Origin of the sequence: Polynucleobacter ibericus (assembly GCF_018687955.1) — a bacterium.
GTDB lineage: Bacteria > Pseudomonadota > Gammaproteobacteria > Burkholderiales > Burkholderiaceae > Polynucleobacter > Polynucleobacter ibericus.
The window spans coordinates 782,837-794,989 of the sequence record NZ_CP061309.1; the positions used below are offsets into that span (position 1 = coordinate 782,837).

At 46.7% G+C, this 12,153-nt stretch carries 13 protein-coding genes; 9 read left to right on the forward strand and 4 right to left on the reverse strand.

Features of this window, described 5'->3' with window-relative positions:
• Position 1 precedes the first annotated feature (1 nt).
• The 7 genes from lpdA (at position 2) to bamC (ending at position 7,320) form a co-directional block, all read left to right on the forward strand.
• Positions 2 to 1,438 carry a dihydrolipoyl dehydrogenase gene (lpdA, locus tag AOC20_RS04105; RefSeq protein ID WP_215361736.1) on the forward strand — a complete coding sequence of 479 codons (1,437 nt, stop codon included), beginning with the start codon at positions 2 to 4 and terminating at the stop codon, positions 1,436 to 1,438.
• The gene (gene zapE, locus AOC20_RS04110; protein ID WP_215361738.1) at positions 1,439 to 2,542 is read left to right on the forward strand and encodes a cell division protein ZapE; all 1,104 of its coding nucleotides are present in this window, start codon (positions 1,439 to 1,441) and stop codon (positions 2,540 to 2,542) included.
• 9 nt (positions 2,543 to 2,551) lie between these two features.
• Complete coding sequence (locus tag AOC20_RS04115; protein ID WP_215361740.1) at positions 2,552 to 3,403, forward strand: 3',5'-nucleoside bisphosphate phosphatase; 852 nt, start codon at positions 2,552 to 2,554, stop codon at positions 3,401 to 3,403.
• Positions 3,404 to 3,448: 45 nt separating this feature from the next.
• Positions 3,449 to 4,651 carry a tryptophan--tRNA ligase gene (locus AOC20_RS04120; protein WP_215361742.1) on the forward strand — a complete coding sequence of 401 codons (1,203 nt, stop codon included), beginning with the start codon at positions 3,449 to 3,451 and terminating at the stop codon, positions 4,649 to 4,651.
• 9 nt (positions 4,652 to 4,660) lie between these two features.
• A complete protein-coding gene (locus AOC20_RS04125; RefSeq protein WP_251373154.1) occupies positions 4,661 to 5,224 on the forward strand; it encodes a class I SAM-dependent methyltransferase in 564 nt (187 codons plus the stop codon).
• A 78-nt stretch (positions 5,225 to 5,302) separates the two neighbouring features.
• Entirely contained in the window at positions 5,303 to 6,175 is an 873-nt protein-coding gene (dapA, locus tag AOC20_RS04130; RefSeq protein WP_215362159.1) for a 4-hydroxy-tetrahydrodipicolinate synthase, read from the forward strand.
• Positions 6,172 to 7,320 (forward strand): NlpB/DapX family lipoprotein, encoded by a 1,149-nt coding sequence (gene bamC, locus AOC20_RS04135; protein ID WP_215361745.1) that lies wholly within the window; start codon positions 6,172 to 6,174, stop codon positions 7,318 to 7,320. Before dapA ends, bamC begins: the two co-directional genes overlap by 4 nt.
• Before the next feature lie 62 nt (positions 7,321 to 7,382).
• Here the strand turns inward: bamC and AOC20_RS04140 are convergent, their stop codons facing one another.
• On the reverse strand, positions 7,383 to 7,556 hold the full coding sequence (locus tag AOC20_RS04140; protein WP_215361747.1) for a hypothetical protein: 174 nt from the start codon (positions 7,554 to 7,556) through the stop codon (positions 7,383 to 7,385).
• A 109-nt stretch (positions 7,557 to 7,665) separates the two neighbouring features.
• Positions 7,666 to 8,898 carry a cupin domain-containing protein gene (locus tag AOC20_RS04145; RefSeq protein WP_215361749.1) on the reverse strand — a complete coding sequence of 411 codons (1,233 nt, stop codon included), beginning with the start codon at positions 8,896 to 8,898 and terminating at the stop codon, positions 7,666 to 7,668.
• Positions 8,899 to 8,958: 60 nt separating this feature from the next.
• Between AOC20_RS04145 and AOC20_RS04150 the strand changes: the two genes are divergently transcribed.
• Positions 8,959 to 9,561 (forward strand): FKBP-type peptidyl-prolyl cis-trans isomerase, encoded by a 603-nt coding sequence (locus AOC20_RS04150; RefSeq protein ID WP_215362161.1) that lies wholly within the window; start codon positions 8,959 to 8,961, stop codon positions 9,559 to 9,561.
• A 98-nt stretch (positions 9,562 to 9,659) separates the two neighbouring features.
• Here the strand turns inward: AOC20_RS04150 and cysE are convergent, their stop codons facing one another.
• A complete protein-coding gene (gene cysE / locus AOC20_RS04155) occupies positions 9,660 to 10,424 on the reverse strand; it encodes a serine O-acetyltransferase (protein ID WP_215361751.1) in 765 nt (254 codons plus the stop codon).
• A gap of 23 nt (positions 10,425 to 10,447) precedes the next feature.
• Positions 10,448 to 11,200: an RNA methyltransferase gene (locus tag AOC20_RS04160; protein ID WP_215361753.1), complete on the reverse strand. Its 753-nt coding sequence runs from the start codon at positions 11,198 to 11,200 to the stop codon at positions 10,448 to 10,450.
• 154 nt (positions 11,201 to 11,354) lie between these two features.
• Here AOC20_RS04160 and AOC20_RS04165 point away from each other — a divergent pair, with 154 nt between their 5' ends.
• On the forward strand, positions 11,355 to 12,143 hold the full coding sequence (locus tag AOC20_RS04165) for an inositol monophosphatase family protein (protein ID WP_215362163.1): 789 nt from the start codon (positions 11,355 to 11,357) through the stop codon (positions 12,141 to 12,143).
• Positions 12,144 to 12,153 lie beyond the last annotated feature (10 nt).

Consider the following 12,153-nt stretch of genomic DNA (forward strand, 5'->3'; position numbering starts at 1 on the left):
CATGAGCCAAGCATTTGACGTAGTAGTTATTGGCGGTGGCCCTGGTGGCTACATCGCCGCAATTCGTGCAGCGCAACTCGGTTTCAAGGTTGCCTGTGCTGAATCTAGTTCATATGATGATCCTAAGGGTGAGCCACGTTTAGGCGGTACATGCTTGAATGTGGGCTGCATTCCTTCTAAGGCCTTATTAGCTTCTTCTGAGGAATTTGAGAAGATTAATCATCACGCTGCTGATCATGGAATTAAAGTAGGTGCTGTAAGCATCGACTCTAAGAAGATGATTGCCCGTAAAGATGACATTGTTACCAAGATGACTGGTGGTATTCAGTACTTGTTCCGCAAGAACAAAATCACTTTGTTAAAAGGCCATGCTTCATTTGAAGGTAAGGGCGCTGATGGCTATCAAATCAAAATTGATGGCAAAGATAAAACTACAGTTACAGGCAAGAATGTCATCATTGCAACTGGCTCTAAGGCGCGTCATCTTCCTGGCATCACTGTAGACAATGTGTTGATCTGCGATAACGAAGGTGCTTTGAAGTTTGACTCCGCTCCTAAGAAAATGGGTGTCATCGGCGCTGGCGTAATCGGTTTGGAGTTAGGTTCTGTATGGCGCCGTCTTGGTGCTGAAGTGACTGTGCTTGAAGCAATGCCTTCATTCTTGGGTGCTTGTGATATCGGTATTGCTAAGGAAGCCCAAAAGCTTTTTGCTAAACAAGGTTTAGACATTCATACTGGCGTAAAAATTGGCGATGTGAAGGCCGATAAGAAGGGTGTAGTGGTTAACTACACCGATAGCGCTGGTAAGGCTGCGAAGTTGGAATGCGATCGCTTAATCGTTTCTGTTGGTCGCGTACCAAACACCGACAAATTAGGTTTAGACAAGATTGGTCTCAAAGTAGATGAACGCGGCTTCATTCCTATTGATGACCATACTTGCGCAACTGCAGCACCTGGTGTGTACGCTGTTGGTGACGTCGTGCGTGGACCAATGTTGGCACATAAAGCAGAAGACGAAGGTGTCTTAGTTGCTGAAGTGATTGCTGGTCAAAAACCACATATCGATTACAACTGCATTCCTTGGGTTATCTACACTGATCCTGAGATTGCATGGGTTGGTAAAACAGAACAAGCACTCAAAGAAGCTGGTGTTGCTTATAAAGCAGGTCAGTTCCCATTTGCTGCTAACGGCCGTGCATTAGGCATGGGTCGTGCCGATGGTTTCATCAAAGTGTTAGCTGATGCTAAGACCGATGAGATTCTTGGCGTTCACATCATTGGTGCCAATGCTTCTGACCTTATTGCTGAAGCAGCGGTTGCTATGGAATTCAAAGCAGCAGCAGAAGATATTGCTCGTATCTGTCATGCACATCCAAGTTTGTCTGAAGTGATGCGCGAAGCAGCATTAGCGACGGACTCACGTGCATTAAATATGTAATTGAAAACCATTGAGTATTACCAACAAGAGTTAAAAGCGCGCGGGTATCAGAGTGATCCCGCGCAGCTTCGTGCTGTAGAGCGTCTGCAGGAATGTGAAGACGAGTGGATTGCTTACAAAGAAATCCGCAGCAACACCCTAAAGAAAAAGATTTTTAAACCTACGCTTCCCCGTGGTCTGTACCTATGGGGTGGGGTGGGTCGCGGTAAGTCTTTCTTGATGGATTGCTTTTATGCAGCCTCACCGCTTGAGAAAAAGATTCGCATTCACTTTCATGAATTCATGCGGGAAGTGCATCGCGAACTGCATGAGCTCTCAGGTCTATCGGACCCACTGGATGAGTTAGCAAAACGTATTTCAAATCGCTATCGTCTTATCTGCTTTGATGAGTTTCATATTAACGACATCGCTGATGCGATGATTTTGTATCGCTTGCTTGACGCGCTCTTTGTGGATCGTGTGCAATTTGTGATGACATCAAACTACCGCCCTGATCAGCTTTATCCAAATGGATTGCATCGCGATAGACTTATACCGGCGATTAAGTTATTAGAAGAAAAGCTTGATGTTCTAAATGTGGATGCAGGTAATGATTACCGTAGAGTGCAGATGGCCCAGGTAGAGGCCTATCTCACCCCGGTCAATGCAGAGACTCAAGCAACACTAGGGCAAATGTTCCAAACATTGATTGGAAATCAAAAAGAGACCAGTAATCCAATCTTAAATATTGAGTCGCGTGAACTGCGTCCACTGCATATGGCTGATGGTGTAGTTTGGTTTGACTTTAAAACGCTGTGCTGTGGTCCGCGCTCTCAAAATGACTACCTAGAGATAGCCAATCAGTTTCATACGGTGATTCTGTCTGGGGTTCCTTATATGCCGCCAAGGATGACGAATGAAGCCCGTCGCTTTATTTGGCTAATCGACGTTCTATACGACCATAAGATCAAACTAATCATCTCAGCAGAGGTTCCAGCCCCAGATTTGTATACCGAGGGTCAAATTACCGCTGAATTCTCCCGAACCGTGTCCCGTTTGATCGAGATGCAGTCCCGTGACTACCTAGATGCGCCGCGCCGGGTAATTGATACCAGCTTGACCTAAAATAGGGTCATGAGCAGCTTTTCACCCCTAAATGCCGACTTGCATTGCCATTCAGTGATTTCTGACGGTACTTTGACGCCTGAGGAATTGGCGGAACGCGCAAAAGCGAATGGGGTACATTTGTGGGCGCTGACCGACCATGATGAGTTAGGTGGTCAACAGCGCGCTCGAGATGCGGCTAGCGCACTCAAGATTGATTACCTCTCTGGTGTAGAGATCTCTGTGACCTGGATGGGTGAGACTATTCACATCGTTGGCTTGGGAATTGATGCAGAGCATATTGGAATTATCGAGGGCTTGCGTATGACGCGTGACGGTCGTGCGAATCGCGCGCAGCTAATGGCAGAGCAACTACTTAAGGTAGGAATTCCAGGTGCATATGAAGGTGCCCTGCATTTTGCTGGCAATCATGAGTTGATCTCAAGAACTCACTTCGCCCGTTTTCTGGTCGAGCAGGGTGTCTGTCGTAATACAGAGCATGTATTTAAAAATTATTTGATTGAAGGCAAGCCAGGATATGTGCCTCATCAATGGGCTAGCCTGGACAATGCAGTTCAGTGGATTAAGGCTGCTGGTGGTGTGGCGGTGATTGCGCACCCTGGTCGTTACAGTAGACTCAATGCCATGCAAATGGATGAGCTCTATAAACACTTTAAGGATATTGGCGGCTTGGCGATTGAGGTGATTACTGGCAGTCATAGCCCAGATCAGTACAAAACTTTTGCAAAGATCGCACAACAATACGGATTTTTGGCTTCTCGAGGTTCGGATTTTCATGATCCAAACGAGAGTCATATTGATTTAGGCAATTTGCCACATTTACCAGACCATCTAACTCCAGTATGGTCTGCCTTTCATTAAATGCTTAACCGCTGAACTCATTAACTACTAAGAAAAAGAATACAGATGTTTGCTGAACGCGTTCTCTCTGGCATGCGACCAACTGGTAACCTGCACTTGGGTCACTACCATGGTGTCTTAAAGAACTGGGTACGCTTGCAGTCCGAATACCCTTGCTTCTTTTTCGTGGCTGACTGGCACGCATTAACTACCCATTACGAAACTCCCGATGTGATTGAGCAATCCGTATGGGATATGGTGATTGATTGGTTGGCGACAGGTGTAGACCCAAATCAAGCCACGTTATTTATTCAAAGCAAAGTGCCTGAGCACGCCGAACTCTTTTTATTGCTCTCTATGGGAACCCCATTAGGCTGGCTTGAGCGGGTGCCTACCTATAAAGATCAGATTGAGAAGCTTAAGGAAAAGGATTTGCAGACCTATGGTTTCTTAGGTTATCCACTGCTGCAAGCGGCCGATATTTTGATTTATCGAGCGCAGTTTGTGCCCGTGGGAGAAGACCAAGTGCCTCACGTAGAAATGACTCGTGAAGTAGCACGTCGCTTTAACTATTTATATGGACGTGAACCAGGATTTGAAGAAAAGGCCTTAGAAGCCGTCAAGAAGCTTGGTAGTAAGCGTGCCAAGATGTATGCAGAATTACGCGTAGCATTCCAAGAGCGTGGTGATGAGGAGGCATTAGAGCAAGCTAAAGCATTGCTGCATGAAGCCCAAAGCCTGTCTATGGCTGATCGCGAAAGACTCTTTGGTTTTTTAGAGGGTGCGCGAAAAATTATTCTTCCTGAACCGCAAGCATTACTAACTACGGCATCACGTATGCCTGGTATTGATGGTCAGAAGATGTCCAAATCCTATGGCAACACCATTAGCATTCGTGAAAATCCAGAAGATGTAATTAAAAAGATTCGCACGATGCCAACCGATCCTGCACGGGTTCGTAGAACAGATGTGGGTGATCCAGCACGTTGCCCGGTATGGCAGCTGCATACCGTTTACTCCAGTGAGGAGACAAAGCAATGGGTAGAAAAGGGTTGTAAATCAGCTGGTATTGGATGTCTTGAGTGTAAGCAGCCCGTCATTGATGCTATTTTGGCTGAACAGCAACCCATGTTTGAACGCGCCCAGAAATACTTGGATGACCCAAGTCTGTTGCGCTCGATTATTGCTGATGGCTGTGATAAGGCTCGTAAAGTCGCGCAAGAAACCATGCGTGAGGTTCGTGAGTCAATGGGCCTTGCTTACGATTGAGGTTTGATCTTGCCTAATGCGCATGATGTTATTCCGAATGCCTCTCCTTGGGTGAGACGATTTGCGCCACTCATTGCAAAGGGCGGGGTGGTGCTGGATTTAGCATGTGGATCTGGGCGTCATTCTGAATTCATTGCAGGCCTGGGTTATGAAGTCTTGGCGGTTGATCAAGATGTCACAACTGTAGAGTCTCTCGGTAATCCATTAATTACTCCCAAGCACCTCAATCTTGAAGAGGCGGATTGGCCTCTTACTGGCCCTGAGTTCAGTGCGATTGTGGTGACCAACTATCTTTATCGCCCACATTGGGATGAACTGCCCAAAATGCTCCAAAAAGACGGCGTACTCATCTACGAAACGTTTGCCTTAGGGAATGGTGATTTTGGCAAACCTTCCAACCCTAATTTCCTCTTAAACCCCGGGGAATTGCTCACTTTTGCCTCCCGTAATGGGCTCAAGGTAGTGGCATATGAGGATATTTATGTGGATCAGCCCAAACCAGCTATGGTTCAGCGCCTATGCGCCGTAAAAGGTGAGCTAAAACAGCGCATTCCGTTACAATTTCAGGGTTAAGACAGCTAAAAAATCGGTACATATTCGGTGACAAATACAGCGCATTCCAAAGATAGCAAAAAGCCCATCGCTGGCAGCATGCCGGCTATCGTTACTCCCATGTTTGAAGATGGCAGTTTGGATTTTGCTAGTTTGCGCTCCTTATTGGATTGGCATGTATCTGAAGGCACCGATGGCATTGTGATTGTTGGTACCAGTGGCGAGTCTCCTACTGTTTCTGTTGAGGAACACTGTGAATTAATACGCGTAACAGTAGAGCAAATTGCTGGACGTATTCCGGTGATTGCAGGTACCGGTGGAAACTCGACGATCGAGGCAATTGAATTAACTCAATTTGCTAAGCAGGTTGGTGCCGACGCTAGCTTGCAAGTGGTACCGTATTACAACAAACCTACACAAGAGGGTATGTTTGCCCACTTTAAAAAGATTGCTGAGTCTGTAGATTTGCCGGTGATTTTGTATAACGTTCCTGGTAGAACGGTAGCTGACTTGGCTGGCGATACCGTTGTCCGTTTAGCTAGTGTGCCTGGCATTATTGGCATCAAAGAAGCGACTGGCAGTTTGGAGCGTGGAACTTTATTGATCAATGATCTCAAGCGCGCGGGCCATGAAGATTTCTCAGTATTCTCTGGCGATGACCTTACTGCTGCCATGTTGATGTTGATGGGCGGTAAAGGCAACATATCTGTTACCGCTAATATCGCACCGCGTTTAATGCATGAACTCTGCGTTGCAGCGATGTCAGATGATGTGAAAAGAACCCGTGAAATTCAATATCAATTGATCGCAGTTCACAAGGCGATGTTTACAGAAGCAAACCCAATTCCTGTTAAATGGGCCCTGCACGAAATGGGCAAGATTACAGCAGGCATTCGCTTGCCACTAACTCCTTTAAGCAATTCTTTGCGCGAGCCCTTAAAGGCAGCGTTAAAACAGGCCAACTTATTATGATGAATTTGCTCCAGTTATGCCGTCGATATCTATCGATTTTGGCTGTAATCTTTATTGCTTCAAGTGTGCTAACTGCATGCAAATCAGTAACGAGCAGCGATACAGTTGACTACAAGAGCGCAGGCGCAGTTCGTGGGCCTAATTTGTCTTACCCCCCTGACTTAATTACGGCTCAAGCCGATCGCCGCTATATCGTTCAGGACGGCACGGCAACGATGTCTGAATACAATGCTGCAGCTAAAAAATCTGCTCAGATGCGCAGCAACGTGATGACGGGTATTCCGGGCATGCGTATTGCACGCGATGGAGAGCGTCGTTGGTTGGTGGTAGATAAACCTGCTACTGAGTTGTATCCCCAGGTGAAAGATTTCTGGCAAGAAAATGGTTTCTTATTGGTAATTGACTCACCATCAACTGGCATTATGGAAACCGACTGGGCAGAGAATCGCGCGAAGATTCAGCAAGATTGGATTCGATCAACGCTGAATAAGGTCTTGGACTCCATTGCTGATACTGGTGAACGCGATAAATATAAAACGCGTTTGGAAGTTGCTAAGCCAAACGAAACCGAAATTTATATTACTCAAAAGGGCGCTCTAGAAAAGTGCGTCTCCGATGCTACCGGTAATTGTTTGTACACTATTTGGACGGCACGCCCCAATGATCCAGAGTTAGAAGCTGTGTTTTTGGCTCGCTTAATGGAGCGCTTGGGCATGACTCAAGAGCAGGCCAAGGCAATGGTTGCGGCACCGCTTGGTCCTAAGACTCCTAAAGCAAAATTCGTTCAAGAGGGTACTAATCAAGCCCATATTGATTTAAGTACTGGATTTGATCGCTCATGGCGTGATGTTGGATTGGCCTTAGATCGCTCAAACTTCACAGTTGAAGATCGTAATCGCTCTACCGGTGTTTACTATGTGCGCTACGTTAACCCAAAAGACTTGGGTGATACCAAAGGGTTTTTCTCAAACTTGTTTAGCAGCAAGGACGACTCTAGCTTAAAGGCTAAAAAGTATCAGGTGCTTGTGAAGAGTACTGGTGAAAACTCTGTCAGTGTTTATGTCCAGAATGCAGACGGTAAACCAGAAAATACGCCTGCTGGATTCCAGTTGTTAACCTTGCTAACGGATCAGCTTACAAAGTAATCCGTTTTTTAGAGCAAATAAAAAAGCCGCTTTTCAGCGGCTTTTTTTCTTCATGAAGAAGATTACTTCTTAGCGTCAGCAGCAGGAGCAGCTGGAGCTGGAGCAGCAGCAGGAGCTTCAGCAGCAGGAGCAGCAGGAGCAGCAGCTGGAGCTTCAACTGGTTTTGGCTCTTCTTTTTTACCGCAAGCGGCCAAGGCGATTGCTAACATAGCAGCGAGTACGAGTGACTTCTTCATTTGTAAATTCCTTTAAAAAATTAACAACAATTACCGGTAATTGTTTTTTGGATTTACCAAGGGATTATCCCTAAGTAGTTTCCAGTATTTATTATATCCATCTCCCAATTTAGGGCTCAAATATTAACCATCCAGCTAAGTAGGCCTCATACAGGCTGGACTGATCAAGCTGCTTTAGTTTCTTAGTGTTCAGTTCCTTATTGGCTGACAGGGTCTGCCAGGCCAGAAGTATGTCGGGGGCTTGTCCCTTAGTCACGGGCTCCCCATTGCAGTAAACCTGCTTTCCAAGGCTCAAAATACGGGTTTGTGGGTGAGGAATGAGCCTGCTGATACCCAAGTTCTTCTGAAATGCCTTGGGATTCTGGGGGTTTTCTGGAGCCTCAAAAAGGGCCTGTTGCTTCGGCTCTGAGAGGTAGGCCGTGATGCCCGGTAAAAAGCCAGCGATTTGGTCTAATTTCAGTTCCTTAAGCTTCAAACTTAACTGTTTCATGAGCTCTTCAGGCAATTGCTCGGCAGCATGAGTTGCTCTTTGCTTGGGATCTGCAAATTTTTGCTCTAAGGCAGGGATATCCTCCAAAGATTCAGCAAGTCGCCACAGACCTTCTTGAAGTAACTCTTTAAAACTCGGGGAGCGAAAGCCAACAGACCATGTCTGGCAGCCAGCATCAAGAGCAATACCGTCGTGAGCAATGTGGGGCGGTAAGTAAAGCATGTCACCTGGCTCCAGAATCCATTCTTGTTCAACATTAAAGTTTTGCAGAATTTTGAGTGGGAGATTGGGATTGAGGCTGAGGTCTTCTTGTTCCGAAATCTGCCAACGCCTTCTGCCCGACATTTGTATCAGGAAGACATCGTAAGAATCAAAATGAGGTCCAACGCCACCTCCAATCCCGGCAATACTGATCATCAAATCATCAAGCCGAGCATCAGGAATAAAGCGAAACCAGGAAAGTATTTTTGCGGCAGCTGGGTGATGGGCTTCCATCCCCTGAAACAACAGGGTCCAATTGGGTCTTTCAACCGAGGGAATGCTCTTTTTGGGGAACGGCCCATTTTCAAAACTCCAAGGTTTTGATTGGACTAGTCGCGACTCTACTGCCTCTTGTAGGGCAAATTTGAGCAATTCTGCAGCGGGAATAGGGCTATCAAGTAACTCACCATGCTGCTCGGAAAGGCCAAAAGCCGGAATCGCCCCACGGACAAGAAGGGGCTTTTTCTGCCAATAGCGCGCCATGAACTGTTCTGGGCTAATACCCCCAAACAAGGCCCAGGACTCATCTAAAGGGAGCTTTGCAGGGGCTTGAGGCGGTTCGTAGGGCTTGCTCAAGTAAAATGAGGTCATAAAGTAAAAGGTCTAAGCTTTTTAGAAACTGATTAAAAACGAATGTTCGACAAATTCCGCATGAAGATTGAAAAAAATACCATCGTATCCCTTCGCTATAAGTTAACCGATGCGCAAAATAATGTCATCGAAGAACCTGATTCTCCGATGGTATACCTGCACGGTGGTTATGAAGGTACTTTTCCTAAAATTGAGACTCTGCTAGATGGTCAAGATATTGGCTATGAGGCTGAGATTCAGCTTGAGCCAAATGAAGCGTTTGGCGAGTACGATCCTGAACTTTTAAAGATTGAGCCTCGCACTCGTTTTCCTGAGCCATTGGAAGTGGGTATGCAATTTGAGGGCGTACCAGACGCGGAAGAAGATGCGAGCGCCGATGATGTAGATGATGAGCCTTTGATCTATACCGTAACTGATGTTGCAGACAATCAAGTAGTGCTCGATGGTAATCATCCACTAGCCGGTATGGCGTTGCGTTTTTGGGTGCAAGTCGAAGATGTACGCGCTGCCACTGATGATGAAATTGAAAATCGCCATCCTGAAGGGGGCGATAGTTTTTCATTTGGCATGCCTAGTGAAGGTGGCGACGATGGTGACGATGACGAAGATTTTCCGGGTGGCTTAGCAGGGAAAGATAGCGCGGGTCCGCGTACGCTGCATTAATCAATCGGCCAATAAAAACCTAAAAAGGAATAGCACGCTATTCCTTTTTTATTGCATCATGACCATGACACTATCTATTAAGCGCTATTTAGGCAATCTTATTCCCTCAACCATTCTTTGATAGCATCTAGATCCCGCTTAGTGTCACTTGCGCCAACAGCATCGGCTTCTGCAGGAGTATTGCTTAATTTTGCAAGTGCTCTCTCTAGGGCTGCAATTTTGGCTTCTTGCTCGATCGTGGCATCAATTAAACCTTTGAGTGCCATTGACACAGGATCATCCACATTCGGTGTAACACCATATGCAGAAAAGTATTCTTTTGTTTTGCTATCGGGACTTTGTGGCAAATCGGGATGCAATATTCGCGCAGGAATACCAACAGCAGTAGCGCCTGCAGGAATCTCTTTCAACACCACTGCATTAGAACCAACGCGTGCACCATCGCCCACAGTAAATCCACCCAGTACTTTTGCGCCAGCGCTGACAACAACACCTTTGCCTAAAGTAGGGTGACGCTTAACGCCTTTGTATAGCGAAGTACCACCTAAGGTAACGCCTTGATAAATGGTGCAGTCATCACCAATTTCAGTAGTCTCACCAATCACAATACCAAGACCATGATCCAGAAAAACTCGACGACCAATTTTGGCGCCCGGATGAATTTCTATCCCCGTCAAAAAGCGCGCAAACATTGAGAGTACCCGCGCTATCCATTTCAGACCTAGGTTCCACAAAAAATGGGAAACCCGATGCAACCAAACTGCATGCAGACCTTGGTAGCAAGTGATGACCTCGAGACGATTCCGTGCTGCTGGGTCTCTGGCAATAATGGAGTCGACTTGGTCGAAGAGGAATTTAGACATAGCTTGATTTTAACGGGATGTGCTTATTTTCTCAGGAGCATCTGTTTGGCGATGCCTCGCAAGAGATCAATTTCTTCCTTATGGAGACGGCTACGTGCAAACAGCGCCTGAATGCGAGCCATGAGCTTCTTTGGATTGGCTGGGTCTAAATAGCCAATAGCCTCAAGGCCTTCACGCCAATGCTCGAGCATCGCTGCAACAGCAGCCGGATCAGCAAAATCCGCCATTTCTGCGCGTTTGGCTAAGGCGTTTTGACCGCCGAGATTTCGGGCTAAGGTTTCCCTAAGGGTATAGGCGCAGACCATAATGGCCTGGGCGAGGTTGAGCGAGGGGTAGGCGGGATTGGCATCTAACCACACTCGATGAGTGCATAAGGCTAAGTGCTCATTGTCCAAACCTGTTCTCTCTGGGCCAAAGAGGAGGGCGACCTTTCCGCCAGCAAGAGTGGTTGCGGCAATCAGAGATCGAGTCGACTCCCAATCTATGGCAGGAGGGCCAAATTCCCGATCGCGGCTGGTGAGACCTAAAACTAGCGTATAGCCCTCAATAGTGGATGCTAGAGAATCTCCCTCGGAGGAACTCTCAAGAATATCTGCAGCACCGCTAGCTAAGGCGATTGCTTCAGGGTTATTTGCTACGCCCTTAATCTTCGGATTGATGAGGTGTAAATCGCTAAAGCCCATCGTTTTTAGAGCGCGAGCGGCTGAACCCACGTTTCCGGGGTGACTGGTTTCGACTAAAACCCAGCGTAGTAATTCGGAGGTATCAAGGTTCATTAATGCGCTATGGAGTGGTTAAATGAGGGCAATATAGTTGGTAATAGTTGCTAATCGTTTAGAATCAATCTGTTAGCTTCGTATTGTCATGCAATTTACCCAAGTTGTCGGCACTACAAGGAGCTTGTTCTTATTTAATTTGTCCATCAATACTATGCATCCCATGTTAAATGTGGCCGTAAAGGCCGCCCGTCGCGCTGGAACTGTGATCAACCGTGCTTCATTGAATTTGGAGCGCTTACAAGTTGACCGTAAGCAACACAATGACTTTGTTACCGAGGTGGACAAAGCCGCAGAAGCGGCCATTATTGAGACGCTCAGCGAGGCCTATCCAACCCATGGATTTTTGGCTGAAGAAACTGGCGAACGTAATGCAGATGCAGAAAATGTTTGGATCATTGATCCATTAGATGGCACAACCAACTTCATTCATGGCTTTCCACAATATGCAGTCTCGATTGCTTTGTCAGTGAGTGGAGTCATTCAGCAAGCCGTGGTGTATGACCCAACCCGTGATGAATTATTTACTGCTACTCGCGGTGCTGGTGCGTATTTAGATCGCCGGCGTTTACGAGTCGCCTCACAAGATCGTTTAGCGAATTCCTTGTTGGGCACTGGTTTTCCATATCGTGAAGACCAAGACCTTGAAAAGTATTTAAAGATCTTTGCTGAGATGTCGCGTCAATGTGCAGGCCTTCGTCGTCCTGGGGCTGCTTCATTGGATTTGGCTTACGTAGCCGCTGGTCGTTACGATGGTTTCTTTGAGAGCGATCTCAAGCCATGGGACATGGCAGCTGGTGCTTTGTTAATTACTGAGGCTGGTGGTTTGATTGGTAACTATCGCGGCGAAGAAGGTTTCCTCAAAAGCGGTGAAGTGATGGCAGCAAATCCCCGCATCTTTGCGCAGATGGTGCAATCACTTTCTAAATATTCAGTTGCTTAATTAAGCAAAT

Bases quoted from the DNA above. Each gene is read 5' to 3' on its own strand.
- lpdA (WP_215361736.1), top strand. From the start codon at position 2: ATGAGCCAAGCATTTGACGTAGTAGTTATTGGCGGTGGCCCTGGTGGC.
- AOC20_RS04115 (WP_215361740.1), top strand. From the start codon at position 2,552: ATGAGCAGCTTTTCACCCCTAAATGCCGACTTGCATTGCCATTCAGTG.
- AOC20_RS04120 (WP_215361742.1), top strand. From the start codon at position 3,449: ATGTTTGCTGAACGCGTTCTCTCTGGCATGCGACCAACTGGTAACCTG.
- dapA (WP_215362159.1), top strand. From the start codon at position 5,303: ATGCCGGCTATCGTTACTCCCATGTTTGAAGATGGCAGTTTGGATTTT.
- bamC (WP_215361745.1), top strand. From the start codon at position 6,172: ATGATGAATTTGCTCCAGTTATGCCGTCGATATCTATCGATTTTGGCT.
- AOC20_RS04140 (WP_215361747.1), bottom strand. From the start codon at position 7,556: ATGAAGAAGTCACTCGTACTCGCTGCTATGTTAGCAATCGCCTTGGCC.
- AOC20_RS04145 (WP_215361749.1), bottom strand. From the start codon at position 8,898: ATGACCTCATTTTACTTGAGCAAGCCCTACGAACCGCCTCAAGCCCCT.
- AOC20_RS04150 (WP_215362161.1), top strand. From the start codon at position 8,959: ATGAAGATTGAAAAAAATACCATCGTATCCCTTCGCTATAAGTTAACC.
- cysE (WP_215361751.1), bottom strand. From the start codon at position 10,424: ATGTCTAAATTCCTCTTCGACCAAGTCGACTCCATTATTGCCAGAGAC.
- AOC20_RS04160 (WP_215361753.1), bottom strand. From the start codon at position 11,200: ATGAACCTTGATACCTCCGAATTACTACGCTGGGTTTTAGTCGAAACC.
- AOC20_RS04165 (WP_215362163.1), top strand. From the start codon at position 11,355: ATGCATCCCATGTTAAATGTGGCCGTAAAGGCCGCCCGTCGCGCTGGA.